Below are 26158 nucleotides of genomic sequence, written 5' to 3' on the forward strand. Positions count from 1 at the left end.
AGGACAACCGACGTGAGCCGACAGCATGCCGAGCTGGCCGAACTGGCCGAACCGGCCGAACCGGCCCAGCCGCCGACCGCCGGGCTGGCCAGCCAGTCGGCCATCGACCGAGAAATCGAACGGATCCAGGCCGATGAGGCCGCCTCGGGGCTGACGAGGACCCAGTCACGCCTCGACTTCGCGCCGTACCGCAGCTCGCTCCTGCGTCACCCGACGAAGGACCTGCACCACGCGGACCCCGAGGGCGTCGAGCTCGTGGCACCGGTCTTCGGCGAGCGTGATGTCGACCCGCTGGAGGCCGACCTCACCATCCAGCACGACGGCGAGCCGATCGGCGAGCGCATCCGGATCAGCGGGCGCATCGTCGACGGCGACGGCCGACCGGTCCGGCGACAGCTCGTCGAGATCTGGCAGGCCAACGCGGCGGGTCGCTACATCCACAAGCGCGACCAGCACCCTGCGCCCATCGACCCCAACTTCACCGGCGTGGGCCGCACCCTGACCGACGACCTGGGGCGCTACTCGTTCGTCACCATCAAGCCGGGCCCGTACCCCTGGGGCAACCACCGCAACGCCTGGCGGCCTGCGCACGTGCACTTCTCCCTCTTCGGCACGGAGTTCACCCAGCGCATGATCACCCAGATGTACTTCCCGTCCGACCCGCTCTTCGCGCTCGACCCGATCCTCCAGTCGGTGACCGACCCCGCGGCTCGCGACCGACTCGTCGCGCGCTACGACCACGACCGGTCCGAGCACGAGTGGCTGCTCGGTTACACGTGGGACATCGTCCTCACCGGATCGCACGCGACCCGCATGGAGCAGGAGGGCGACGATGTCTGACCAGCACACCCGCACCGCCACACCGACGCGGCCGTATGCCGTCCCCGGGGTTCTCGTCCCGACGCCCGGTCAGACGATCGGCCCCTTCTACCACTACGCGCTGCCGTACGAGGGGGGCGAGCTGCTCGTCCCCCCGGGCACGCCCGGTGCGGTGCAGCTCCACGGAACCGTGACCGACGGTGCCGGTGCCGGCCTGCAGGATGCCCTGCTCGAGATCTGGCAGTGTGACCCGGCCGGGCGGCCCGTCCAGCGCCAGGGTTCAATGCACCGCGACGGGCACACCTTCACCGGCTTCGGCCGCGTGTCGACGAGGCGGGACGGCCACTACTCCTTCACGACCCTCGAGCCCGGTCCCAGTGCGCCAGGGCGGGCGCCGTTCGTCGCGGTCACCGTCTTCGCCCGCGGACTGCTCAACCGGCTCTTCACGCGCATCTACCTGCCCGACGACACCGATGCGCTGGCCGCGGACCCGTTCCTCAGGTCCGTTCCCGAGGACCGTCGGCCGACCCTCGTCGCGGCGCGCGAGCCGGACGGCAGCCTCCGCTTCGACATCCGCCTCCAAGGAGACGACGAGACGGTGTTCCTCCGCTTCCCGCGCCAGGAGCTCTGATGACGATGCTGTCCCCGGGTTCGCACCGTTTACCCGACCTCGCGAGCGACGGTGCCGTGCTCGGTGCCCTCGTCGAGGTCGAGGTCGCGTGGGTGCGCACCCAGGAGCGGCTCGGGCTGGTGACCCGGGCGGTCACCGACGCCGTGTCCGCCCTGGGCGCGACGGTGGGCCGTGCGGTCGACGAGATCGCCCGGGACGCCGAGCCCGGAGGCAACCCGGTGATCCCCGTCGTCCACGCCCTGCGTCGCGCAGTCGGGGCGACCCCAGGGGCGTCGACAGCCGTCCACCGGGGGCTGACGAGCCAGGACGTCGTCGACACCGCGCTGATGATCCTCGCGCACCGAGCCCTCGGCGCGGCCCTGGAGAGCCTGGTGCGGGCCGCGGACGCGGCGGCGGGCCACGCCCGAGCTCACCGGCATACGGTCATGTCGGCCAGGACGCTGGGGCAGCCCGCGCTCCCGACGACCTTCGGGGCCAAGGCCGCCGGCTGGCTCGGCGCGCTGGACGACGCCATCGACGAGCTGCGCACGGTTCGGGCGTCCCTCCCGGCCCAGTGCGGCGGCGCCGTCGGCACCCTCAGCCTCGTCGAGGCCCTCACTCCCGGTCGGGCGCTCGAGGCGGCCGAGATCTTCGCCGACGAGGTTGGCCTCGTCGCTGCTCGTCCGTGGCACACGGACCGCTCACCGGTCACCCGTCTCGGTGACGCGCTCACCCGTACCGCTGACGCGCTCGCCAAGGTGGCCGGCGATGTGATCCTGCTGTCCCGACCCGAGATCGGAGAGGTGGCCGAGCCGGCCGCCGACGGTCGCGGAGGCTCGTCGACGCTGCCGCACAAGCGCAACCCGGTGCTGTCGGTCCTCGTCCGGGCCGTCGGCATCGAGGCCCCGCACCTGGCCGCGACCCTGCACACCGCGGCAGCCCTGGCCGCCGACGAGCGGCCGGACGGCGCGTGGCACGCCGAGTGGGGCGCCCTGACGCGGCTGCTCTCCCGCGTCCCCGTCGCCGCGGCCCAGCTGGCGGACGTGCTGTGCGGGCTCGAGGTCCACAACGACGCGATGAGCCGCAACGTGCGAGCGGTCGGCCCGGCGCTCGTTGCCGAACGCATCCTGCAGCTCCTGCCGTCCCTCCCCGGTGGCGAGGCGCTGGTCCCGGACGTGCGAGACGCCCTCCGGCGTGGAGGGTCCGGGGACGAGGTCCGGGCCCTGCTGGCCGAGGGCCTCGACGGGCGGGGCCCGGAGGGGGAGGCGCTCGACGCCCGCGTCGACGACCTGCTCGACCCGGCGGCATACCTCGGTGTCGCCGCCCTCCTCGTCGATCAGGCGCTCGAGCGGCACGCCTCGCACCGCGACCGCGCGGGGAGCGTGACCCGATGATCAACCTCACCCTGACCGTGCTGCGGCACGGCAGCGCCGACGGTGACCTGCTCATCGTCGGTCCCTCGCTCGGGACCGCCGTGACGCCGCTCTGGGACGGGTGTGCTGCCCTCCTCGACGGTGACGTCACCGTCGTCGGCTGGGACCTGCCGGGCCACGGACGCAGCCCGGCCCACGACGAGGCCTTCTCCATCCCCGACCTCGCCTCGGCGGTGGTGACGGCCACCCGGCCCGTCCGGGAGGAGCACCGGGGGCGCACGTTCGTCGCGGGGGTCTCCCTGGGCGGGACGGTCGCGCTCGAGGTCGCCCTCGGCCACGCTGCCGAGACAGGCCTCGACGCCGCCGCGGTCATCTGCTCGGGAGCGCACATCGGCTCACCGCGGGACTGGCACGAGCGGGCAGAGCTCGTGCGCCGCGCGGGGGCGCCCGTGATGGTGGAGCCGTCGGCTCGGCGTTGGTTCGCGCCCGGCTTCCTCGAGCGCGACCCGGCCACCGGCACCGCGCTGCTCACCTCGCTGCAGCATGCCGACAGCCGCTCCTACGCACGCTGCTGCGAGGCCCTCGCCGCGTTCGACGTCCGCGACCGCCTCGGCACCGTGGGGTGCCGCATCCTGGCGGTGGCCGGTGAGGCCGACAATGTGACGCCCGTCGCCCTCGCCGCGGAGGTGGCGTCGGGAACCGGCGGCGAGGCCGTCACCATTCCGGGCGCAGCGCACCTCGCGCCGGCGGAGCGCCCGCTCGAGGTCGCGCGCGTCCTCTCCCGCTTCCTCGGGCCTGGACCCCGCCTCACCGGGGGCCGCATTGATGGGACACCCCCGGCTCGACCGATCTGGAGACCTGACATGACCGACGATCCCACGCGATCGGCCACCCTGGCCGACGGCTTCGAGGTGCGCCGCGCCGTTCTCGGCACGGAGCACGTCGACGCAGCAGAGGCCCGCACGACCGACTTCACAGCCGCCTTCCAGAGCCTCATCACGCGCTACGCGTGGGGCGAGATCTGGACCCGTCCCGGCCTCGACCGCAGGACGCGAAGCGTCATCACCCTCACGGCGCTCGTCGCGCGTGGCCACTGGGAGGAGCTCGCGCTGCATGTGCGCGCTGCGCTCCGAAACGGCCTGCGTCGCGAGGAGATCGAGGAGGTGCTGCTCCAGACGGCCATCTACCTCGGCGTGCCGAGCGCCAACCACGCCTTCGCGATCGCCCAGCAGGAGATCGACCGCTCACACCAGGAGAGTCAGCCATGAACGACGCGTTTGTCTACGACGCGGTCCGCACCCCGTTCGGCCGCTACGGCGGCGCCCTCGCCGGCATACGCCCTGACGACCTCGCCGCCCACGTGGTGCGCACCCTCGTCGACCGGGCACCCGGTCTCGCCGGCGAGGGCGCCGGCGAACACGTCGACGAGGTCGTGTTCGGCAACGCCAACGGCGCGGGCGAGGAGAACCGGAACGTCGCCCGGATGGCCACCCTGCTCGCGGGCCTCTCTCCCAGCGTCCCGGGCACCACCGTGAACCGGCTGTGCGGATCGAGCCTCGATGCCGCCATGATCGCGTCGCGGCAGATCGCCACCGGCGACGCCGACGTCGTCGTCGTCGGTGGCGTCGAGTCGATGTCGCGCGCCCCCTGGGTGCTGCCCAAGACCGAGAAGCCCTATCCCGCAGGCGATCTCGGCCTCGCGTCGACGACCCTCGGGTGGCGCCTCGTCAACCCGGCCATGCCCTCGCAGTGGACGGTGTCGCTCGGCGAGGCGACCGAGCTGCTCAGGGAGCGCCACGGGATCAGCCGCGAGCGACAGGACGAGTTCGCCGCGCGGTCGCACCGTCTCGCCGACGAGGCATGGTCGAATGGCTTCTACGACGACCTCGTTGTGCCCGTCGACGGTGTGGACCTCACGCGCGACGAGTCGATCCGTCCGGAGACGACCGTCGAGAGGCTGGCCGGCCTGCGCACGTCCTTCCGCACGGACAACGGCACCGTGACCGCCGGCAACGCGTCTCCGCTCAGCGACGGCGCGTCCGCGGTCCTGCTCGGCAGCGAGCGCGCCGCCGACGAGGTGGGCCTGGCGCCTCTCGCCCGGATCGCCGGTCGGGGCACGAGCGCCCTGGACCCGCGGTACTTCGGGTACGCACCGGTCGAGGCAGCCACCGTCGCGCTGGCGCGCGCCGGGATCACCTGGGGAGACGTCGGAGCGGCCGAGCTCAACGAGGCCTTCGCGGCGCAGTCGCTCGCGTGCCTCGACGCCTGGCCGATCGACGACAAGATCGTCAACCAGCACGGCGGCGCCATCGCCCTCGGCCACCCCCTCGGCGCGTCGGGGGGACGGGTGCTCGGCACGCTCGCGCGCAGCCTGCAACGGTCGGGCGAGCGCTGGGGAGTCGCGTGCATCTGCATCGGTGTCGGCCAGGGCCTCGCCGTGGTCCTCGAGAACGTCGGGCGGTGAGGACGGTGGTCGCGATCTCACCGACCGTCGAGGCGGCCGTGGCGGACATCCCCGACGGGGCGACCATCCTCGTCGGAGGTTTCGGTACCGCTGGTCAACCGGTCGAGCTCCTCGAGGCGCTCGTACGGGGTGGCGCCTCGGGCCTGACGATCGTCAACAACAACGCGGGAAACGGTGAGGTGGGCCTGGCCGCCCTCATCGCCGCCGGCCGCGTCCGCAAGATCATCTGCTCGTTCCCGAGGCAGCACGACAGCCACCACTTCGACGCGGCGTACCGAGCCGGTGCCATCGAGCTCGAGCTCGTCCCGCAGGGCAACCTCGCCGAGCGCATCCGGGCCGCGGGGGCCGGCATCGGCGCCTTCTTCACCCCGACCGGCTACGGCACGCCGCTCGCGGAGGGCAAGGAGGTGCGCGAGATCGACGGGCGCCACTACGTGCTCGAGCTGCCGATCCGCGCCGACTTCGCCCTCATCAAGGCGCATGTCGCCGACGAGGCCGGCAACCTCACGTACCGGAAGACGGCACGCAACTTCGGGCCGGTCATGGCCACCGCCGCCACGACGACCATCGCCCAGGTGAGCCAGGTGGTGCCGCGGGGTGGCATCGACCCGGAGAACGTCGTGACGCCGGGCATCTTCGTCGACCGGGTGGTGGTGCCCGCCACCGCGACCGAGCCGCACCATGAGGAGGACCAGTGAGCACCCTGCCAGCAGTGCCGGCCGACCCAGCGGTACCGGCCGTCCCAGCAGCGCCGGCCGTACCGGCCTCGTCGGGCTCGGGGCCGCTCGGTCGCGATGCTCTCGCAGCGGTCGTCGCCCGCGACATCCCCATCGGGGCGTACGTCAACCTCGGGATCGGCCAGCCGACGCTCGTGTCCAACCACCTGCCGCCCGACAGCGGGGTGACCCTGCACACCGAGAACGGCATGCTCGGGATGGGACCCGAGGCGACCGGTGACGAGGTCGACCCCGACCTCATCAACGCGGGGAAGATCCCGGTGACCGAGCTGCCGGGCGCCTCGTACTTCCACCACGCCGACTCGTTCGCGATGATGCGGGGCGGACACCTCGACATCTGCGTGCTCGGTGCCTACCAGGTCTCACAGGCCGGCGACCTCGCCAACTGGCACACCGGCGCGCCCGACGCGATCCCGGCCGTCGGCGGCGCGATGGACCTGGCGACCGGCGCCCGCGACACCTTCGTCATGATGAACCTGCTGACTCGCGAGGGGGAGAGCAAGCTCGTCGAGCGGTGCCGCTACCCGCTCACCGGCGTCGCCTGCGTGAGCCGTGTCTACACCGACCTGGCGGTCTTCCTCATCGAGCCCGACGGGGTCGTCGTGCGTGAGACCTTCGGCATCTCCTTCGAGGACCTCTGCGACCTGGTGCCGATCCCGCTCCGGCTCGCCGAGGGGGCGCGACCAGGCAGCGCATGAGCACACGCACCCGGGCGTGGCCCGGGCACCGCCGCGTCGTCGGCTCAGGCCCGTGCCGCCAGGAAGGCCTCGAGGGTCTCGACGACGAGCCGGTGGTCCTCTCGCTGGGGCAGTCCCGAGACGGCGACGGTGCCGATGCAGCCGGTGCCGCGCAGCAGGATCGGGAACGCGCCACCGTGCGCCGCGAACACCGCCGGGTCGAGGCGGGAGTCGGCCTCGAAGGACTTGCCGTCGACCCGGAACTGCTCGCCGACCCGCAGCGAGGACTGGCCGTAGCGGTCGACGACGGCGCTCTTGCGGGCGAGCCAGCCCTCGTTGTCGGCCGACGAGCCCGGCAGCGCGGCGTGGAAGAGCCGCTGGCGGTTGCGCCTGATCGAGATCGCGATCGGCAGTCCGGCTGAGCGCGCAGCCTCCCGCAGGGCGACCCCGAGCTCCCACGCGGTGTCCTCGTCGAACCGGTCGAAGACGAGGCGCTCCTCCTGTGCCACGAGCTCGTCGAGCACGTCACGCCCGGACATCGGCCCACCTCCCACGATCTGCGGTGCTTCGGCCGTGGCCGACCTTTCCCATCCCAACCTGGTCCATGCGATCACGTCTCCTTCAGGACATCGAGGTGAGGCCAGTTTCCCGGTTCGAGGCACTGTGCGCCCCATACGCTCATCGGAGAGCGCCCGCACCGGACCCTCACCGAGGAGGTAGCCGTGACACCGCAACCGACACCGCAGCCGACACCGCAGCCGAGACCACCCGTCCCGCCGTTCAGCCGCGAGGACGCGATCGCCAAGGTGAGGGCAGCCGAGGACGGCTGGAACTCCCGCGACCCCGCCCGGGTGGCGCTCGCCTACACCGAGGACTCCTGGTGGCGCAACCGCACCACCTTCCTGCAGGGTCGCGAGGCGATCGTCGCCTTCCTGACCCAGAAGTGGGAGCGGGAGCTCGACTACCGGCTCATCAAGGAGATGTGGGCCCACGGCGACGACCGCATCGCGGTCCGCTTCGCCTACGAGTCCCGCGACGTCGACGGCGTCTGGTGGCGGTCCTACGGCAACGAGAACTGGCAGTTCGACGAGAACGGCCTCATGCGGTGGCGGCACGCCAGCATCAACGACCTGCGGATCGAGGAGGCCGACCGGCTCTACCACTGGGATGCGCCAGGGCCCCGCCCCGCAGACCATCCCGGTCTCAGCGACCTGGGGCTGTGAGCCATGGAGGAGGAGCCGTTCCGCACCATCATCGAGCCCTTCCGCATCCACTCCGTCGAGCCGCTGCGGATGACGACGAGGGCCGAGCGTCGTGAGCACCTCGGCGCCGCCGCGTACAACCTCTTCCAGCTGCGTGCCGAGCACGTCCTCATCGACCTGCTCACCGACTCCGGCACGGGAGCGATGAGCCGCGACCAGTGGGCGGCGATCCAGCACGGCGACGAGTCGTATGCCGGGTCGCCCTCGTTCTACGTGTTCGTCGACGCGGTGCGCGAGTTGTTCCCCTTCGAGCACGTCATTCCCGTCCATCAAGGTCGGGCGGCCGAGAAGATCCTCTTCACCGCGCTCGGCGGCCCCGGTCGGATCGTGCCGAACAACACGCACTTCGACACGACCCGGGCCAACGTCGAGGCCACCGGCGCTCGGGCCGTCGACCTCGTCATCGCCGAGGGGCGCGACCCGCTGAGCGAGCACCCCTTCAAGGGCAACATGGATCTCGAGGCGCTCGACGCGCTGCTCGCCGAGCACGCCGCCTCCGTCCCCTGCGTCATGGTGACGATCACCAACAACAGCGGCGGCGGCCAGCCGGTGTCCCTGGCCAACCTGCAGGGTGTGCGCGAGGTGTGCGACCGTTACGACACGCCGCTCTTCCTCGACGCGTGCCGCTTCGCGGAGAACGCGTGGTTCATCCACGAGCGCGAGGAGGGGCAGGGCGAGCGCGACGTCGCCGACATCGTGCGCGACATGGCGGCGCTAGCAGACGGCATGACGATGAGCGCGAAGAAGGACCCGATGGGCAACATCGGCGGCTGGCTGGCGATGCGCGACGACGACCTCGCGCAGGCGTGCCGGACCCAGCTCATCCTCACCGAGGGCTTCCCGACCTACGGCGGCCTCGCCGGCCGTGACCTCGAGGCTCTCGCCCAGGGGCTCAGAGAGGTCGTGCAGCACGACTACCTGCGCTACCGGATCCGCTCTACCGCCTACCTGGGTGAGGCGCTCCAGCGGATCGGCGTGCCCGTGCTGCGCCCGATCGGCGGCCATGCCGTCTACCTCGACGCCCGCGGCCTGGCGCCTCACCTCGACCCGCTGGAGTACCCCGGCCAGTCGGTCGCCGTCGCGCTCTACGAGGCCGGGGGGATCCGCTCGTGCGAGATCGGGACGGTGATGTTCGGCCGGCAGCCCGACGGCAGCGAGGCGCCGTCGTCGATGGATCTCGTGCGGCTCGCCATCCCGCGTCGCACCTACACCCAGAGTCACATCGACTACGTCATCGAGGTGTGCGCGCGCGTCGCCGCCGATGCCGCGTCCCTGCCCGGCTACCGGATCACCGCCGAGCCGCCGTCGTTGCGCCACTTCACCGCCGCGTTCGAGCCGCTTCGCTGAGAAGCGGGCTGAGCGGCATACGCGCCCGTATGCCGCTCAGCGGGCACCCGCCCGGCCGTCGGCTCCGAGCCGGGCGGGGGAGGATGGTCTGCATGTCCACCCAGTCGACCGGCGTCATCGGCGGTGGGATCGTCGGCCTGGCCGTCGCGCGCGAGCTGGCCCGGCGCCGCCCCGGCGCCCGCGTCGTCGTCCTCGAGAAGGAGGACCGGCTCGCGTCGCACCAGACCGGGCACAGCTCCGGCGTCGTGCACGCAGGGATCTACTACCAGCCGGGCAGCCTCAAGGCGCGCCTGTGCACGCGGGGCCGCGAGCTGCTCCGCGACTACTGCGCCGAGCACGCGATCGCCTACGAGGAGTACGGCAAGCTCGTCGTCGCGGTCGACTCCTCCGAGCTGGGTCGCTTCGACGCCCTGGAGGCGACGGCCCGGCGCAACGGCGTCCCGGGCCTGCGCCGCGTCGACGGCGACGGCATCCGCGAGATCGAGCCGCACGCGGTCGGTCTCGCGGCCCTGCACTCCCCGCGGACCGCGATCACCGACTACGTCGCCGTCGCCGAGGCGATGGGAAAGGACATCCGCGCCTCCGGCGGCGAGATCCTCCTCGGCGCGCGGGTGACGGGCGTGGAACGTCGCGGCGGGCGGATCGACGTCGTGTGCGGCGAGACGCGGCACCGCGTCGACCGGCTCGTCATCTGCGCCGGCCTGCAGGCCGACCGCGTGGCTCGGCTCGCCGCCGACGCCGGCGGCCCACGGATCATCCCGTTCCGGGGGGAGTACCTCAGCGTGCGGCCCGCGAAGCAGGGCCTCGTGCGGGGGCTCGTCTACCCGGTCCCCGACCCGCGCTACCCGTTCCTCGGTGTCCACTTCACGCGGCGCGTGACCGGCGGTCTCGACGTCGGGCCCAACGCCGTCCTCGGCCTCGAGCGCGAGGGCTACCGGCGCTTCGACCTCGACCCGGCCGACCTCAGGGACATCGTCGGCTGGCCCGGGTTCTGGCGGCTCGCGCGGTCCCACTGGCGCACCGGCGCCAAGGAGGTGCTCGGGTCCCTGTCGGTGCGGGCGGCCATGCGTTCGGCCCAGCGCTACGTGCCCGAGATCGGCCCGGGGGACGTCGTCAGGGGCTCCGTCGGCGTGCGCGCCCAGGCGGTGGAGCGCGACGGCAGCCTCGTCGACGACTTCCGGATCAGCCACGGCGACGGGGTGACGTGTGTCCGCAACGCCCCGTCCCCGGCCGCGACGTCGAGCCTCGCCATCGCCGAACACGTCGCCGACGAGGTCGACCGGAACGGCTGAGGCCCCGCCCTCTCCGACCCCGGCGACGGGTCGACGCGAGGACGGTGGTATCAGGCACATTCTGCGGAGTCGGGACGCAGGGGCGCGTCGGCCTGCGATGCTGGCAGTGGCGGGCAGAGGCGCGTCAGCCTCGCGCTGGAGGATCGGAGGCACCGGATGACCGTCTTCGCCTTGGTCGTGACGACATGACCGCTACCACCACGCCGAGACTGACGGCGTCCTTCTGGCGGAGCAGGCGGTCGGCCGCCCTCGCGGGCATCGCCTTCGGGGTCCTGCTCCTCGCCGCCATGACGATGATGCGCCTGGCCCTCTCGTCGAGCGATCTCGCCGTCCTCGAGTCCGACTCGTCGCGTCGCCGGCTCGTCGAGATCGGCCTCAACCTGGTGCCGTTCGCGGGAATCGCCTTCCTCTGGTTCATCGGCGTCGTCCGCGACCAGCTCGGCGTCGTCGAGGACCGGCTCTTCTCGACGGTGTTCCTCGGGAGCGGGCTGCTCTTCCTCGGGATGCTCTTCATGGGGGCCGTCCTCTCGGGCAGCCTCCTGGCGATGCTCGCCCGGTCGAACGTCAGCCTCGAGGTCTGGTACTTCGGACGCGACAGCACGTACACCCTGGTCTCGGTGTACGCCATGCGCATGGCCGCGGTCTTCACGCTGTCGGTGAGCACGGTCGGGCTGCGAACCGCCGCCATGCCGCGGTGGGTCACCTACCTCGGCTACCTCGTGGCCCTCGTGCTGTTGGTGGCTGCCGGGGAGCACCAGTGGACGCAGCTGATCTTCCCGCTCTGGGTGCTGCTCGTCAGCATCGTCATCCTCGTGACGCCGCCGCCGAACCGCGCGGTCGACGCGGTCGAGGTGGTCGAGGCGGCGTCCTAGCTCAAGGGGTCAGCGCGCGACGCCCCGCGCGTCGCAGGGCGGCGTGACCGAGGCCCCGACCGCCCCGAGCTGGAGGTCGATGAGACGGAGCGAGCGCTCCATCGCCGTGGGCTGGAGCCGGCCGACCCCCTCGCCGTGCGGGTGGTTGAAGAAGACGACGAGCAGCATCAGGAGCGTGATGACGACGGTCACGCTGCCCATCAGCACGGCCTGGGTCGTGGCCCGCTCCCCAGAGTCGGCGAAGAGGAGCAGGAACCCGAACAGCACGGCACACATGACCAGGAGCGCCAGCCACAGGGGCGCGGGGATGATGCCGTCTACGGAGTGGACGCGGTCGTTGCGCGCCTGCTGCTGGTCGGCCGTCTGTGCCATCCACCGGTCGTAGGCGGACTGCTCGCTCGCGGTCTGCGGCTCGACCCCGGAGACCGTGGCGACCATCCTCACCCCCCAGGGATTGAGCGCATCCCCGAGCTTCCCGGCGTCGAGCGCGTCCCACTCCGCACCGGCGACCGACCGCCCGTAGCAGACCAGCTCGCCGGTCAGCGTCCCGGACACCGTCGCGGGCATCAGCCGGGCCGTCTGGACCATCTGGGCGACGACGGTGGCCTCGGTCTCGGCGCCCATGCGGGCCCGGTCGTACGACTGGAAAGCAAGGAAGATGATGAACCCGAGCAGGACCGAGAACGCCGTGGCCAGCACGCCGAAGACGCCGGCGGCGCGGTCGCCGTCGGTGAAGTAGCCGCCCACGGGGGCCCGTCGGCGGACCAGGAGCATGGCCGTGACGGTGATCGCCGTGACGCCGACGGTCACGAGCAGTCCCAGGACGACATTCACGGCTTCCTGCCCTCCGTCGCACGGTCGAGGGATGCCCATCCCGTCCGGAGCACCTTCCCGCTCAACATAGCCGCGTGGTGTGCCCCGCTCAGCGGCTTCGCGAGATCCGACCCGCGTCGTCCAACGCGTCGCCAGGTGCCGCCCCCAGGGACCGTCAGGTCGTACCGTCAGGACATGACCAGCACCTCCCGCGCCGTGCCGGGCGCTCCCGTCGTCTACGGGGTGCACGGTGGTGTCGCCACCATCGAGCTCAACCGCCCCGAGAGCTCCAACGCGCTCGACCTGCCGCTCGCGGGCGCCCTGCTGGCGGCCCTCGATGCTGCGGCCGCCGACGACGGCGTGCGGGTCGTGCTCCTGCTCGGCCGCGGCAGGCTCTTCTGCGGAGGCGGTGACGTCGCGGCGATGGCCGCCGCCCGGGACCGCGGGGCCTTCCTGCGCGAGCTGGCCGACGCGGCCCACCAGGTGGTGCGCCGGCTCGACGTCCTCGAGAAGCCCGTCGTGGCGGGCGTGCAGGGCGCGGCCGCGGGGGCCGGCCTCGCGCTGACCCTGTCGGCCGACCTCGTCATCGCGGGGGAGTCGGCCACGTTCCTCACCGCCTACACCGCCATCGGCCTGACCCCCGACTGCGGCACGTCCTGGCTGCTGCCTCGCGCCGTCGGTCTGGGGCGCGCCCTCGACCTCGTCCTGACGGGTCGCCGGCTCTCGGCGGCCGAAGCCGTCGAGCTCGGTATCGCCGCCCGAACCTGTCCCGACGCGGAGGTCCCCGCCGTCGCACGAGCGGTCGCCGAGCGCCTCGCCAGCGGTCCGGCATACGCGCTGGGGCAGTCCCGACGACTGCTCCGCTCGGCGCAGTCGTCGACCCTCGACGAGCACCTCGACCGCGAGGCCGCGGCGATCGCCGCGGCCGGGGCCACCGACGAGGCGGCGGCCCTCGTCGACGCCTTCGTCGAGGGACGTCGATGAGCGGCCCGCTGACCGGTCTGCGGGTCGTGGAGCTGGCTGGCCTCGGCCCCGTACCCCATGCGGCGATGCTGCTCGCCGACCTCGGGGCCGACGTCGTCCGGCTCGAGCGTCCTGCGGGCCGCGGCCTCCAGCTCGGGGACCCGACGGCGGACGTCGTGCTGCGGAGCCGGCGCTCGGTCGCCGTGGACCTCAAGACCCACGACGGCCGCTCGGCGGTCCTCGACCTCGCCGAGCGGGCCGACGTGCTCGTCGAGGGGCTCCGGCCCGGGGTGACCGAGCGCCTCGGCATCGGTCCGGACGAGGTCCTGCGCCGCAACCCCCGGCTCGTCTACGGCCGGGTCACCGGCTGGGGGCGGACCGGCCCGCGCGCCCAGCAGGTCGGGCACGACCTCAACTACGTCGGGCTGACCGGCGCCCTCCACGCGATCGGGCGCGCCGCTGAGCCGCCCCCGCCCCCGCTCAACCTCGTCGGCGACTACGGCGGCGGGTCCATGCTCCTCGTCGTCGGGATCCTCGCGGCTCTCGTCGAGCGGTCCGGGTCGGGACGTGGGCAGGTCGTCGACGCCGCGATGGTCGACGGCGTGGCCATCCTGTCGCAGCTCACCCTGGCCCTCCGGGGGATGGGCGCGTGGTCCGACGAGCGTCAGGCCAACGTCCTCGACGGCGCCGCCCCGTTCTACGACACGTACGCCTGCGCGGACGGGCGGTTCGTGGCCGTCGCGGCTCTCGAGCCCCACTTCTTCGCGGCCCTGCTCACCGGGCTCGGTATGCCGCTCGAGCAGTTCCCCCACCAGCACGACCGCGCGTCGTGGCCGGCCATGCGGACCCGGTTCGAGGAGGCGTTCCTGGCGCGGACCCGCGACGAGTGGGCTGCACACTTCGCCGGAGCCGAGGCCTGCGTGACGCCGGTCCTCTCCTTCGCGGAGGCGCCTCGAGACCCCCACCTCGCCGAGCGCGGGACCTACGTCGAGGCCGCCGGCGTCGTCCAGGCCGCGCCGGCTCCGCGGTTCTCCCGGAGCACGCTGGACCGGCCCACGCCGCCGCCCGTGCCGGGCTCGACGTCCGTCGCCGAGATCCTGGCGCAGTGGTCCGAGTCGACCTGAGGCTCCGGGTCCCCTCCCGGCTGCTCTCGTCCGTACCCGCGAGTTCTCGTCCGCGGCCCGTCGCTCCGTGGGATCATGGCCTCGCGCATCGTCGCCGGACAACGGAGGGCGCAGCGGCATGCTCAGTCGGGTCGCAGACGTCGGATCCTTGGGCGAGCTCGACATACTCGATGAGCCGGAGTGTGACCGAGTGGCCCAGGAGGTCATCGCCCTGCGCCCGATGTGGACGACGCGCTCCCCGCGCTCGTCCTTCTTCACCCTGGGCGTCAACGCGTACATGGACCTCGCCCCGTCGGCGGATGCCCGGGCGACCTACTACGACAAGGTAGCCGCGTCCAACGCCCTCCTCGACCGACGGTTCGGCGGGCTCTACCTGACACTCGCACGGCGCCTCGGCCACGCGCTCGGGATGCCGGCACGCTACGCCGACGACCTGGCCCGGCCGTCGTGCCACATCTGGACGGAGAGCGGGATCCCGCGCACCGCTGGAGGCTCCATTCACTTCGACCTGCAGTACCAACGGGTGCTCGACGAGCCGCACTATGCAGCGGCCACGGGAACGGTGTCGTTCACGTTGCCGGTCAGGCTGCCGGCGGCCGGCTCGTCGCTGCTCGTGTGGCCGGCGTTCACGTATCCCGAGGCGCTGACGAGGCTGGAGCTCGCCCGCACCACCCCGCCGCTGCGGATCGAGTACTCGCTCGGGCGCGCCCTCGTCCACACCGGGCACGTCCTCCACCAGATCGGGCCGACGCCCGACATCAGCCCGGGCGACCTGCGGATCACCGTGCAGGGTCACGGGATCGTCGTCGACGACGAGCTCGTCCTCTACTGGTAGTCCATCAGACCCGACGGCCCGTCCGGGTCTCGGCGTCAGCTCAACGCACGACAACTCACTGCGGAGGTTCACATCATGGCTGATCCCTACATCCCACCCGAGGACAGGATCGATGTCATCGGTCGGCTGCAGTCGCGCCTCGACGAGGCCGGCTCGGAGTCGCTCCGAGCCCGGGCCGAGGCCGCAGCCCAGGCCCTCGCCGCATCCGGAAGCCCGACCGACCCTCTCACCCCGCTCAAGCCCGAGGAGGACGCGAAGGAGCTGAAGGACGAGAAGGACCAGCACAAGGACGAGAAGGAGACCAAGGACGTCGACGACAAGGACGACAAGGACGACAAGGAGGGCAAGGAGGGCAAGGACGACAAGGAGACCAAGGAGGACGACAGCAAGGACGTGAAGGAGGGCAAGGAGGTCAAGGACGAGGGGGAGAAGGACGTCAAGGACTCCAAGGACGAGGGCGACAAGGAGGTCAAGGACGAGGGCGAGAAGGACGTCAAGGACTCCAAGGACGAGGGCGACAAGGACGACAAGGAGTCCAAGGACAACGGCGACAAGGACGTGAAGGACGTCGGCGAGAAGGACGGCGAGAAGGACGTGAAGGATGTCGGGGAGAAGGACGTCGGCGAGAAGGAGGTGGGGGAGAAGGAGCAGGGTGAGAAGGAGCTCACCGTCGAGAAGCCCTTCGAGGACCGCGATCCCGAGCAGCCGGAGCAGCCCGAGGCCGCCGGCGCCACCGATCTGGATCACGGCCAGGGCGGGCGGCCGACCCGGCCGTTGATGTGACCAGGCCGCCGCTGCGGGCCGCGGCCGTCCTCGACCGCTTCGGCGCGCAGCGCGTCCTCGCGGGCGCCTTGGAGGAAGCCTTCGCATCGCGGTCGATCGAGCTCGAGCTCCTCAGCCATCGCGCCCTCGTTGCGGGCGTGAGCATCGTCCAGGACGGCAGGGAACGGCCGCGGGTGGAGCCGGACCGGCCGCTGCTGTGGCTCAGCGCCGCCGACCCGTCGCCGGACCTGACGCCGGACGACCGCTTCCTCCACTCCGAGGTGGTCGCGGCTTCGCGCTCGATCGCCATGCTCTCGCGCTCCCCGGTGGTCAACCGACCCACGCCCTTGTCGCCGTGCGGGCGCTTCCCGGGCAGTGCGGTGATGGGCGTGCGGCGGGTGGCCGGCCTCCCGGGCCTCGATGTGGCCGTGCGGTGCGAGCGGTTCACCGCGATGCAGGTCGGCGAGGTCGCGGGCGCGGACGAGGGACCCGTCGCGTCGGGGGCCGAGGTGTACGACTATGCGACCGGTCGGAGCGCCTACGGCGTCGCCGACCGGGTGCCGGGGCCGGTCCGGACCCGGCGGTCGCTGCCGTCCGCCCGGCTCGTCAGGGTTCGGGTCGCCGGGCGGGGCGTCCTCGCGCCCGGCTCCGTCCCGCGCTGGTTCGAGACCGCGAGCCTCGACGTGGCCCGCTCGTACGAGCTGCAGCTGGCCACGGTCTGGTGGCTGGTCGACGAGGCCGGACGCGGGACCCTGGCCAGGGTCGACTGCTGGACGTGGGACCGATCCCTCGACGGCGACGCCCACCTCATCGCCGACGCGCTCGCGGTCTGGCTCCTCGACGAGGCGAGGGCGCCGGACCCCGGGCTGCCTGGCCTCGACGCGGAGGTGGCGGTCCCGTGATCGGCATCGCGGGCAGCCGGGCCGACCCCGTCATGGTCCACTTCGCGACGCGCTGCGTCATGCGCGAGGTGCCCTTCGCCGTCATCGACCTCGTCGACCTCGCGGCCACCGGCGGCTGGTCGCTGTCGGTGCCTCCGGACGGCTCCGACGTCTTCCACGGAGGCGAGGTCGTCCGCCCCGGCGAGCTGAGCGGGATCTACGTCCGGCCCATCTACCTCGGTCGTTCCCCGGCGGAAGCGGCTCGGTGGCAGGGGTTGATGGACGGCTTCACGGCGTGGATGGACGAGACGGAGGTCGCGGTCGTCAACCGGCCCCGGCACCACCAGCTCAACAGCTCGAAGCCCGCCCACTACGCGTGGCTCTCGGCGAGCGGCCTGCGTGTGCCGCCCAGCCTGATGTCGAGCGACCGGGAGCGTCTGGCGGAGTTCGTGCGTGCCGGCCGGGCCGTCGTCAAGCCCGTCTGCGGCACCCGGGCCACGACCCGAGAGATCGCCGCGACCGACGTCGACGCGCTGCCCGAGCCCGCCGGCCCGCTCCTCGTCCAACGTCTCGTCGAGGGCGACGACGTCCGCGCCCATGTGGTCGGCGAGGACGTCGTCGCCTGCCGCTTCTCGAGCACGGCCATCGACTACCGCTCCGACCGGCAGGCCCGGCGTCAGCGGGTGGACGTCCCGGACGCGCTCGCCGACCTCCTCGTGGACCTGACCGCCGAGCAGGGACTCACCTTCGCCGGCTGGGACTTCAAGGTCGACGAGGCCGGGGACTACTGGTGCCTCGAGTGCAACCCGATGCCGGGCTACAGCTTCTACGACCGGGTCTGCGACGGCGCCGTGAGCGACGCCCTCGTCGACGTCCTGGGCGGCTGGCTCTCGTGACCCGGCTCCGGCCGTGAGGACGTCGGTCGCCCGGCTGGCCCGGTGGCCTCCACCGCTGGCACCGCCTCCCGGTTCGTGCCCGGCGTCGGCGGAGCCCTCAGCCGCGTGGGCGGCGGATGAGCCCCCGGTCGACGGCGACGGCGACCGCGGCCGTGCGCGAGTCGACGTCGAGCTTGGTGAAGACGTGGACGAGGTGGGACTTGACGGTCGCCTGGGAGACGAAGAGCCGCTGAGCGATCTGCTGGTTGGACAGGCCGGCGGCGACGAGCTGGAGAACCTCCGTCTCCCGGCCGCTCAGGGCCGTCATCGGCGCGCGCATCCGGTCCATGAGCCGGGTCGCCACGGCCGGCGCGAGAGCCGACCGGCCGGCCGCCGCGCCGAAGACCGCGGCCACGAGCTCCTCCGGCGGGGCGTCCTTGAGCAGGTACCCGGCGGCGCCCGCCTCGACCGCGGCGACGATGTCGGCCTCGGAGTCGTACGTCGTGAGCACGATCACCCGGGGTGCGTCCTGCTGCGACGTGATCCGCCTCGTGGCCGTGAACCCGTCGGGGCCTGAGCCGAACTGCAGGTCCATGAGCACGACGTCGACGTCCCCGGCCGCGGCGCGTGAGACGGCTTCGTCGGCGTCGGCCACGTCGTCGACGACGACGAGCCCGGGCTCGGACTCGAGCACCGCGCGCAGGCCTGCGCGGACGACGGGGTGGTCGTCGGCGATGAGCAGCCGGACCGGGGTCATCGAGCGTCCCCCGCGCGAGAGTCGGCGCCCTCGGCGGAGCGCCCGTCCGTGCCCCCGTCCGTGCCCCCGTCCGTGCCCCCGCCCGTGCCCGCGTCCGGAACCCCGTCCGCGCGCGTGCCGCCCGTCACCTGCGGGGACCCGCCGCGCAGGTCGAGCTGCACGGAGACGGCGGTGCCCCGGCCCGGCTCGGACTCCACGGCGAACCGGCCGCCGATCTCCTCGGCTCGCGAGCGCATCGACCGCAACCCGAAGCCGCCGTCGTGATGAGTCCCGGGGCCGTGCGGCGCGTCGACGTCGAAGCCCGACCCGTCGTCGACGACATCGAGGGTCACCGCGTCGTCCATCACGGTGAGCGAGACGTCCGCGCGCGTGGCGCCGGAGTGCTGGGCCGTGTTGCCGAGTGCAGTCTGAGCGATCCGCAGGAGCGCCGCCTCGACCTGGGCGGGCAGGGCCGCCTCGGGGCCGTCGTGGTGGAACGACACCGGTATGCCGGTCTGTGCCGAGGTGGCCGCGCAGAGCCGTCCCAGGGCCGGCGACAGCGAGGACCCCTCGAGCTCTGACGGCGCGAGGGCACGCACGAGGCGGCGTGCCTCGGCGAGGTTGTCCGCCGCCGCCTGCCGGGCCTGCTCCACGAGGGCTGCGGCACGCGCTGGGTCGAGGCTGCGTCCGGCCGCGCGCAGGAGCAGCTGGATGCTCATGAGCCCTTGGGCGAGCGTGTCGTGGATCTCGCGGGCCAGCCGCTCGCGCTCGTCGAGGACCCCCGCCCGACGCTCGGCGCTCGCCAGCTCGGACCGCGTCCGCTCGAGCTCGACGATGAGCCGGCGCCGCTGCTCCGACTCGGACTGCAGGGCCTGGTAGCCGAGGACCGTCGCGATCGCCACGGCGGCACCGATGCCGGGCCCGATGACCATGGCAGCCGTGAAGGTCCCTGCGTGCCAGACGAACCCGGCAACCGCCACAGCCGTCGTCACGCCCACGGCAGCCAGTGCGGCCGGCCGTGGAAGCAGCCGAAGGATGACGAAGAACCAGGCGAACGCGAGGTAGACCGCGTCGGGAGTGAGCAGGAGCAGCACGAGCCAGGCCACCAGCAGGAGGGCGAGCCAGGCGGCCGCTGCCCGCACCGACCGCCGGACCGCCGGCACGAGCGGGCCGGCCGCATAGGTCGCGCCGACGACCAGCGCCACGACGACCGTCCACGCCGCGTGGGCCTCCCCTCCCGCCACGGCGCGCCCCATCGAGAGCAGGAGCAACGCGCCGACGAGGACGTGGAGGCCGAGACGCAGCAACCGCGGCACCTCCGGGGTCGAGAGGACCGCTGTGCGGGTTTCGCGCTGGGGAAGGCCGGCCATGTCGTTCGCAGCCTACGGCGCGCGACCGGAGCGGGCATCCATCGAAAGGTTGAGCCCGGCCTCCGTCCTCGGGTCGCGCGCGACCAGTCGGCAGCACGATGCGGCATCCCGCCCGACCGGACGAGCCTTGGACGTGGTGCGACAGACCGTCGCGCCACCGTCCGTCCGGGTGCGAGGAGCACCCGGTGGCTCGTACCGAAAGGATCCACCACCGTGTTCGTCGCCCTGCGCGATCTCCGCTTCGCCAGAGGGAGGTTCGCCCTCATGGGTGGGGTCGTGGCCCTCATCACCCTCCTGGTCGTCCTCCTCTCGGGACTCACGGCCGGCCTGGCGCGGGGCAACACCTCCGCCGTGACCGACCTGCCTGCCGACCGCCTCGTCCTCGCCGCCCCTCCGCCGGGTGAGAAGCCGGCGTTCTCCGAGTCGTCGATCCCGCCGTCCGTCCAGCACGCCTGGGTGGTCGAGCCCGGGATCAGGCGCGCGGACCCGGTTGCCGTCGGCATGAGCCGGGCTTCGAGGGGTGAACGCACCGCGGGGGTCGCGGTCTTCGCCGTCGCGCCGGGGTCCCCGCTCGCCCCGGCCGTCGACGACGGGCGCGTCGTGCTCTCCGTGAAGGCAGCCGCGGCGCTCTCGGTGTCCGCCGGCGACGAGCTCCAGCTCGGCGGCCGCCACGTCGTCGTCGCGGCGGTGGAGGGCACCGGCGAGTACTCTCACGCCCCGCTCGTCTGGGCCTCCACCGCCGACGCCTCGCCGAACGGGCAGGCTCCCCGTGCCGCGACCTTCCTCGCCCTCGTCACCGATCCGGGCACCGATCCGGGCGCGGATGCGGGCACCGGGGCCGGCGTCGACGACGACGCCCTGGCGGCAGCAGACGCCCGTCTCGGCACCCTCACCCTCTCGAAGGCGGACTCGCTCGCCGCGATCGGCTCCTACTCCTCCGAGAACGGCTCGCTCCAGCTCATGCGCGCCCTCCTCTTCGCCATCTCCGCGCTCGTGATCGGTGCGTTCTTCACGGTGTGGACCGTGCAGCGCAGCGGCGAGATCGCGATCCTCAAGGCGGTCGGCGCGTCCACGGCCAACCTCCTGAGGGACGCGCTCGGCCAGGCGCTCGTCCTCCTCGTGGCGGGGACCGCCCTCGGCACCGCGGCGGCCGCGGCCATCGGGGCCGCCGTCGGCGGGGCCGTCCCCGTCGTCCTCGACGCTGCGACCCTCGCCGTCCCAGCCCTGACCCTCATCGCGCTCGGGCTGGCCGGAGCGGCCGTCGCCCTGCGCGCCATCACCTCCGTCGACCCCCTCACCGCCCTGGGAAGTGCCCGATGACCCTCCACCTCGACTCCGTCACCCTGACCTACCCCGACGGCGACCGACGGCTCACCGCGCTCGACCGGGTCACCCTCGTCGCGCAGCCCGGGAGCCTCACGGCGGTCGTCGGCCCGTCCGGATCCGGCAAGTCCAGCCTCCTCGCCGTTGCGGCCACTCTCATCCGGCCCGACTCCGGCCGGGTCCTCCTCGAGGGCCGGGACCTCGCCGCGCTCGACGACCGGGATCGGACGACCGCGCGTCGGGACGAGATCGGCATCGTCTTCCAGAGTTCGAACCTGCTGGCCTCCCTCACGGCGCTCGACCAGCTCCTCGTCATCGCCCACCTGGCCGGCACCCCCCTCGACGCGGCGCGTCAGCGCGCACGAGACCTTCTCGACGCCGTCGGGCTCGCGGGTCAGGCGGACCGACGCCCCCACCAGCTCTCGGGCGGGCAGCGCCAGCGCGTGACGATCGCGCGAGGCCTGATGAACGAGCCGTCCCTGCTGCTCGTCGACGAGCCGACGAGCAGCCTCGACACCGAGCGCGGGCTGGCGGTCCTCGACCTCATCCGCCGCCTCACGACCGAGCGGGGCCTGACGACCGTCATGGTCACGCACCAGCGCGACCACCTCGTCGCCGCCGACCACGTCGTCGAGATCGTCGACGGGCGCCTCGCCGGAGGGATGACATCTCCGAGCCCGTATGCCGCCGGGGCCGGTGACCCGGCCACCCTGACTCCCGCGCGTGGCCGCGACGCGAGCTGAGCGGCATACGTCCTGTGCATGGGCGCGGAGCGCGAAACCTGTCGGAGACCGTGCTTATCCCCCGCAGAGGATGATCCGCACCCCGGCAGGGCCGTGCCAGCCTCGACATGGAGGTCGGCACCGACCCAGCGCGGTGCGCGGATGGCCCATGATCGAGTTGGAGGTTGGAAATGAGCGAGCAGGACATCGGCCCCATCGACTACCTGGCCCTCGAGTTCCCGAAGGCCAAGCTCAACGGAGAGGGGCTCAAGGCCTTGGTCGACCTCGTCGACCGCGGCATCATCCGGATCCTCGACCTCAAGTTCGTCAAGCGTGAGGACGACGGGACGTTCTCGGCGGTCCGGATCACGGACCTCGACGGCGACGGGACCCTGGACCTGGCCGTCTTCGAGGGCGTCGAGTCGGGCCTCTTCGACGACGACGACGTGCGCGAGGCCGCCTCACTCATCGAGCCGGGGAGCGCGGTCGGGTTGGTGCTCTACGAGAACACGTGGGCCGGCCCGTTCGTGACGGCCATGCGGCGAGCAGGAGCCGAGGTCGTCGCGAGCGCCCGCATTCCCGCCACCGAGGTCGTCCAGATGCTCGACGCACTCGAGTCGGCAGAGGCCTAGGCGCGACGAGCAGGCCACGACACCCAACGCACACGAGTACAACCGGACGAGGACAACCGGACGATCGGAACAGGACGGGAGAACCATGGGACTCATCGGTGGAATGGCACGGACGGCCGTCGTCGCCGGCACGGCGACGGCGGTGTCGAACCGCGTCTCGAGGCGCCAGGCGGGTAGGTGGGCCGCCCAGGAGCAGCAGCAACAGCCGCAGCAGTACGAGCAGGAGCCCCCGCAGCAGTACGAGGCTCCCCCGCCCCCGCCGCCGGCGGCCGCGGCGCCGGACCCCCTGGAGCAGCTGAAGAAGCTGGGGGAGCTCAAGGCCGCGGGGATCCTGACGGAGGAGGAGTTCGCCGCGCAGAAGGCCAAGATCCTGGCCCAGTAGGAGCGGTGTCGACGACCCTCGCACGGTTCGCCCGGTGGTGCCCGACCGGCCCTCCGGGCCCCGTGCGGGTGGTCGGCGTGCCCGCAAACCCAACCCGGCGGCATACGGCCGGGGGTTTCGCCGAACCGCGGACCCCGCCGCTTCGACCGACTTACGCTGACCGCGACGGGCATCCGCCCGTCACCGCGGGACGTGCCCGCGAGATGGAGCGAAGGCAGGTCGGATGAGCAAGCCCGCCATTCTCACGGTCGACGACGACCCGATGGTCTCGGCCGCGATCACGCGCGACCTGCGCAGCCGCTACGGCTCGGGCTACCGCGTCGTTCGGGCCACGTCCGGGGAGGAGGCCCTGTCGGCGCTCGCGACCCTGGCCCTTCGGGGGACGCCGGTCGCCCTCATCGCCGCCGACCAGCGGATGCCCGGGATGACGGGCATCGAGCTGCTCGAGCAGGCTCGGTCGCACGCGCCGGAGGCGAAGTCGCTCCTGCTCACGGCGTATGCCGACACCGACGTCGCCATCCGTGCCATCAACTCGATCGGCCTCGACTACTACCTGCTCAAGCCGTGGGACCCTCCGGAGGAGCGGCTCTACCCCGTCGTCGACGACCTCCTCGGCGACTGGCAGGCGGCCCATCCGGACCACACGTCCGACGTGCGTGTCGTCGGGCACCGGTGGTCCGAGCGCAGCCACGAGCTCAAGACCTTCCTCGCCCGCAACCACGTGCCGTACCAGTGGTACGACGTCGAGCGGGACGCCGAGGGCGAGCGCCTGCGTGACCTCGCCGGCGCTGAGGTGACGGACCTGCCGCTCGTCCTCGTGCCCGACGGCGAGACCCTCCGGGCGCCGACGACCCTGGCCGTCGCTGCGGCGCTCGGACTGCGGACCGCGGCCGACCAGCCGCTCTACGACGTCTGCATCGTCGGCGGCGGTCCCGCCGGCCTCGCGGCGGCCGTGTATGCCGCGTCGGAGGGCCTCAGCACCGTCGTCGTCGAGCGCGAGGCGCCGGGCGGCCAGGCCGGCCAGAGCGCGGCGATCGAGAACTACCTCGGCTTCCCGAAGGGCCTCACCGGCGCAGACCTGACCCAGCGCGCCGTCGCGCAGGTGAGCCGCTTCGGCGCCGAGATGGTCGTCGCGCGCGACGTCACCGGGCTCGAGACGCGGGGCCCGGTCCGGGCCGTGCTTCTCGACGGCGAGGGGTCGATCGAGGCCCGAGCGGTCATCGTCGCGACCGGCGTGTCCTACCGACGTCTCGAGGCCAGGGGTCTCGACGAGCTGACCGGCCGTGGCGTCTACTACGGCGCAACGGCGAGCGAGGCGAGCCAGTGCGAGGGCGACGACGTCTACATCGTCGGGGCTGCCAACTCGGCCGGTCAGGCCGCCCTCAACCTGGCCCGGCACGCCAAGCGGGTCGTCCTCGTCGTGCGCGGTCCCTCGCTCGGGGCGACGATGTCGCGCTACCTCGTCGAGCGGATCGAGACGTCGCCGTCAATCGAGGTCAAGGTGCGCACCGAGGTTGTCGCGGCCCGCGGTGACGGGCACCTCGAGGCCATCACCCTCGTCGACCGCGACTCGGGCCAGACGGAGGACGTCGACACGAGCTGGCTCTTCGTCTTCATCGGCGCCGCGCCGCGCACCGACTGGCTCGGCGACGAGGTCGCCCGCGACGACCACGGCTTCGTCGTCACCGGGCCCGACCTCGTCGCTGGCGGACGCGCCCACGGGTGGCCGCTGAGCCGGCCGCCGTTCGCGCTCGAGACGAGCGTGCCGGGGGTCTTCGCCGCCGGCGACGTGCGGCTCGAGTCGATGAAGCGGGTCGCGTCGGCCGTCGGTGAGGGCGGCATGGCCGTGTACCTCGTCCACCGCTACCTGGCGACGACGTGATGGACCTCGAGGACCTGCGGCCGCTGCCGCTCTTCACCGGGCTGACCGACGACCAGCTCGTCGAGCTCGTCGCGGCGGGCGAGGAGGTCCGCATCGAGCCCGGCGTCGACCTCTTCCACGAGGGCGACCACGCCGATCTCTGGTGGGTTCTCGTCGACGGCGCCATCGAGCTGCTGCGCAGGGTCGGGCGCGAGGACGTCGTCGTCGGCCGGATGGACGTCCCCGGCCGCTGGGCCGGTGGCTTCCGCGCGTGGGATGAGCGTGGCGTCTACCTCGCGACGGGGCGGGGTGTGTCCGTCGGGCGGCTGCTCGTCGTCCCCGCGGCCGAGCTCCGCGCGCGGATCGACGCGTGGTTCCCCTTCGGTGGTCATCTCGTGCAGGGGCTGTCGGGGACGGCCCGGACGATCGAGTCGACGGTGCGCCAGCGGGAGGCGCTCGTCACGCTCGGAACGCTCGCCGCGGGCCTCGCTCACGAGATCAACAACCCGGCCTCGGCGGCCACGCGGGCCGTGGACGCCCTCGAGACCGTCTGCTCGACGCTCCTGCTGTCCCTCGGCCGGCTCGCCCAGAGCGGGATCTCGCCCGACCAGTTCATCGGCCTCGACGGCCTGCGCCGTGAGGTCGAGCCGGTGGCCACCCTGCACGACCCCATCGCGCTCGCCGACCGTGAGGACGAGATCTCGTCGTGGCTCACCCGGCACGGCGTCGAGCGCGACTGGGTCGTCGGGCCGCCACTCGCGGCGGCCGGGGCCGACGTCGCCTGGTGCGACCGGGCCGCGCACCTCCTCGGCGACGCGCTCGAGCCGGGGCTCGAGTGGGTCGGCAGCACGTGGTCGGTCGACACGCTCCTCTCCGAGGTGAAGGAGTCGACCCGCCGTGTCTCCGAGCTCGTCGCCGCCGTTCGGTCGTACTCCCAGATGGACCGGGCCTCGATGCAGCACATCGACGTGACCGAGGGCCTCGAGAGCACGTTGGTCGTCCTCGGCCACACGCTCCGTGACGGGGTGGCCGTCGAGCGGCACTACGACCCCGCGGCGCCACGGATCGACGCATATCCAGGCGAGCTCAACCAGGTCTGGACCAACCTCATCGGCAACGCCGTCGACGCGATGGGAGGCGTCGGGACCCTCGACGTCTCGGTCCGGCCCGATGGCGACCACCTCGTCGTCGAGATCGCGGACACCGGAGTCGGGATGCCGCCCGAGGTGGCGGCCCGAGCCTTCGAGGCGTTCTACACGACCAAGGAGGTCGGCAAGGGCACCGGCCTCGGCCTCGACATCGCCCGCCGGATCGTCGTCGAGCGTCACGGGGGGACCATCGAAGTCGACTCGCGCCCGGGCCGCACCGTCATGCGGGTGCGCCTCCCCGTCGCCCGGCCACAGCCCTGACCGAGCAGCGCCCTGAC

The 26158-nt window shown here is 72.8% G+C and carries 27 protein-coding genes; 23 read left to right on the top strand and 4 right to left on the bottom strand.

Features of this window, described 5'->3' with window-relative positions:
* Nucleotides 1-12: 12 nt before the first annotated feature.
* Genes pcaH through N865_RS05250 form a run of 7 tightly spaced genes read left to right on the top strand, consistent with a single transcriptional unit; the run spans nt 13 to nt 6701 of the window.
* On the top strand, nt 13-840 hold the full coding sequence (gene pcaH, locus N865_RS05220; protein ID WP_407636739.1) for a protocatechuate 3,4-dioxygenase subunit beta: 828 nt from the start codon (nt 13-15) through the stop codon (nt 838-840).
* Nucleotides 833-1450 carry a protocatechuate 3,4-dioxygenase subunit alpha gene (pcaG, locus tag N865_RS05225; RefSeq protein WP_034802352.1) on the top strand — a complete coding sequence of 206 codons (618 nt, stop codon included), beginning with the start codon at nt 833-835 and terminating at the stop codon, nt 1448-1450. Before pcaH ends, pcaG begins: the two co-directional genes overlap by 8 nt.
* A complete protein-coding gene (locus N865_RS05230; RefSeq protein WP_034802355.1) occupies nt 1450-2823 on the top strand; it encodes a lyase family protein in 1374 nt (457 codons plus the stop codon). Before pcaG ends, N865_RS05230 begins: the two co-directional genes overlap by 1 nt.
* Nucleotides 2820-4070, top strand: a complete 1251-nt coding sequence (pcaDC, locus tag N865_RS23880; protein ID WP_034802357.1) for a bifunctional 3-oxoadipate enol-lactonase/4-carboxymuconolactone decarboxylase PcaDC — start codon at nt 2820-2822, stop codon at nt 4068-4070. Before N865_RS05230 ends, pcaDC begins: the two co-directional genes overlap by 4 nt.
* A complete protein-coding gene (locus tag N865_RS22595; RefSeq protein ID WP_034802359.1) occupies nt 4067-5266 on the top strand; it encodes a thiolase family protein in 1200 nt (399 codons plus the stop codon). Before pcaDC ends, N865_RS22595 begins: the two co-directional genes overlap by 4 nt.
* Nucleotides 5267-5271: 5 nt before the next feature.
* A complete protein-coding gene (locus N865_RS22600; protein ID WP_051510237.1) occupies nt 5272-5964 on the top strand; it encodes a 3-oxoacid CoA-transferase subunit A in 693 nt (230 codons plus the stop codon).
* Nucleotides 5961-6701: a 3-oxoacid CoA-transferase subunit B gene (locus tag N865_RS05250; protein WP_407636740.1), complete on the top strand. Its 741-nt coding sequence runs from the start codon at nt 5961-5963 to the stop codon at nt 6699-6701. Before N865_RS22600 ends, N865_RS05250 begins: the two co-directional genes overlap by 4 nt.
* Nucleotides 6702-6745: 44 nt before the next feature.
* Here the strand turns inward: N865_RS05250 and N865_RS05255 are convergent, their stop codons facing one another.
* On the bottom strand, nt 6746-7219 hold the full coding sequence (locus tag N865_RS05255) for a heme-degrading domain-containing protein (protein WP_034802361.1): 474 nt from the start codon (nt 7217-7219) through the stop codon (nt 6746-6748).
* 183 nt (nt 7220-7402) lie between these two features.
* Between N865_RS05255 and N865_RS05260 the strand changes: the two genes are divergently transcribed.
* The 4 genes from N865_RS05260 to N865_RS05275 all read left to right on the top strand — a co-directional run bounded on the left by N865_RS05260 (nt 7403) and on the right by N865_RS05275 (nt 11453).
* On the top strand, nt 7403-7903 hold the full coding sequence (locus N865_RS05260; protein WP_034802363.1) for a nuclear transport factor 2 family protein: 501 nt from the start codon (nt 7403-7405) through the stop codon (nt 7901-7903).
* A 3-nt stretch (nt 7904-7906) separates the two neighbouring features.
* Entirely contained in the window at nt 7907-9289 is a 1383-nt protein-coding gene (locus tag N865_RS05265; protein ID WP_034802366.1) for a tryptophanase, read from the top strand.
* Nucleotides 9290-9381: 92 nt separating this feature from the next.
* Complete coding sequence (gene lhgO, locus N865_RS05270; protein WP_034802368.1) at nt 9382-10581, top strand: L-2-hydroxyglutarate oxidase; 1200 nt, start codon at nt 9382-9384, stop codon at nt 10579-10581.
* Between the two features lie 185 nt (nt 10582-10766).
* Nucleotides 10767-11453 (top strand): hypothetical protein, encoded by a 687-nt coding sequence (locus tag N865_RS05275; RefSeq protein ID WP_051510217.1) that lies wholly within the window; start codon nt 10767-10769, stop codon nt 11451-11453.
* Nucleotides 11454-11462: 9 nt separating this feature from the next.
* Here the strand turns inward: N865_RS05275 and N865_RS05280 are convergent, their stop codons facing one another.
* A complete protein-coding gene (locus tag N865_RS05280; protein WP_034802371.1) occupies nt 11463-12287 on the bottom strand; it encodes a bestrophin-like domain in 825 nt (274 codons plus the stop codon).
* Between the two features lie 174 nt (nt 12288-12461).
* Between N865_RS05280 and N865_RS05285 the strand changes: the two genes are divergently transcribed.
* From N865_RS05285 to N865_RS05310, 6 genes are all read left to right on the top strand, one after another.
* Complete coding sequence (locus tag N865_RS05285; protein WP_051510219.1) at nt 12462-13250, top strand: enoyl-CoA hydratase-related protein; 789 nt, start codon at nt 12462-12464, stop codon at nt 13248-13250.
* Nucleotides 13247-14353: a CaiB/BaiF CoA transferase family protein gene (locus N865_RS05290; RefSeq protein ID WP_034802374.1), complete on the top strand. Its 1107-nt coding sequence runs from the start codon at nt 13247-13249 to the stop codon at nt 14351-14353. The genes N865_RS05285 and N865_RS05290 overlap by 4 nt, the downstream gene beginning before the upstream one ends.
* A gap of 190 nt (nt 14354-14543) precedes the next feature.
* Entirely contained in the window at nt 14544-15188 is a 645-nt protein-coding gene (locus N865_RS05295) for a hypothetical protein (RefSeq protein ID WP_034802501.1), read from the top strand.
* 75 nt (nt 15189-15263) lie between these two features.
* On the top strand, nt 15264-15971 hold the full coding sequence (locus tag N865_RS22605) for a hypothetical protein (RefSeq protein WP_051510224.1): 708 nt from the start codon (nt 15264-15266) through the stop codon (nt 15969-15971).
* A complete protein-coding gene (locus tag N865_RS05305) occupies nt 15968-16852 on the top strand; it encodes a hypothetical protein (protein WP_034802376.1) in 885 nt (294 codons plus the stop codon). Before N865_RS22605 ends, N865_RS05305 begins: the two co-directional genes overlap by 4 nt.
* A complete protein-coding gene (locus tag N865_RS05310; RefSeq protein WP_051510226.1) occupies nt 16849-17727 on the top strand; it encodes an ATP-grasp domain-containing protein in 879 nt (292 codons plus the stop codon). The genes N865_RS05305 and N865_RS05310 overlap by 4 nt, the downstream gene beginning before the upstream one ends.
* Before the next feature lie 97 nt (nt 17728-17824).
* Here the strand turns inward: N865_RS05310 and N865_RS05315 are convergent, their stop codons facing one another.
* Entirely contained in the window at nt 17825-18463 is a 639-nt protein-coding gene (locus tag N865_RS05315; protein WP_034802379.1) for a response regulator transcription factor, read from the bottom strand.
* Entirely contained in the window at nt 18460-19812 is a 1353-nt protein-coding gene (locus N865_RS05320; protein WP_084327964.1) for a sensor histidine kinase, read from the bottom strand. Before N865_RS05320 ends, N865_RS05315 begins: the two co-directional genes overlap by 4 nt.
* Before the next feature lie 213 nt (nt 19813-20025).
* Between N865_RS05320 and N865_RS05325 the strand changes: the two genes are divergently transcribed.
* From N865_RS05325 to N865_RS23710, 6 genes are all read left to right on the top strand, one after another.
* On the top strand, nt 20026-21132 hold the full coding sequence (locus N865_RS05325) for an FtsX-like permease family protein (protein ID WP_034802383.1): 1107 nt from the start codon (nt 20026-20028) through the stop codon (nt 21130-21132).
* Complete coding sequence (locus tag N865_RS05330; protein ID WP_051510227.1) at nt 21129-21878, top strand: ABC transporter ATP-binding protein; 750 nt, start codon at nt 21129-21131, stop codon at nt 21876-21878. The genes N865_RS05325 and N865_RS05330 overlap by 4 nt, the downstream gene beginning before the upstream one ends.
* Nucleotides 21879-22048: 170 nt before the next feature.
* On the top strand, nt 22049-22489 hold the full coding sequence (locus N865_RS05335) for a DUF6325 family protein (protein WP_034802386.1): 441 nt from the start codon (nt 22049-22051) through the stop codon (nt 22487-22489).
* 85 nt (nt 22490-22574) lie between these two features.
* The gene (locus N865_RS05340; protein WP_034802388.1) at nt 22575-22871 is read left to right on the top strand and encodes an SHOCT domain-containing protein; all 297 of its coding nucleotides are present in this window, start codon (nt 22575-22577) and stop codon (nt 22869-22871) included.
* A 223-nt stretch (nt 22872-23094) separates the two neighbouring features.
* Nucleotides 23095-24753: an FAD-dependent oxidoreductase gene (locus N865_RS05345; protein WP_034802390.1), complete on the top strand. Its 1659-nt coding sequence runs from the start codon at nt 23095-23097 to the stop codon at nt 24751-24753.
* On the top strand, nt 24753-26141 hold the full coding sequence (locus N865_RS23710; protein ID WP_034802392.1) for a sensor histidine kinase: 1389 nt from the start codon (nt 24753-24755) through the stop codon (nt 26139-26141). The genes N865_RS05345 and N865_RS23710 overlap by 1 nt, the downstream gene beginning before the upstream one ends.
* Nucleotides 26142-26158: the final 17 nt, after the last annotated feature.

Origin of the sequence: Intrasporangium oryzae NRRL B-24470, from assembly GCF_000576595.1 — a bacterium.
Lineage (GTDB): Bacteria > Actinomycetota > Actinomycetes > Actinomycetales > Dermatophilaceae > Intrasporangium_C > Intrasporangium_C oryzae.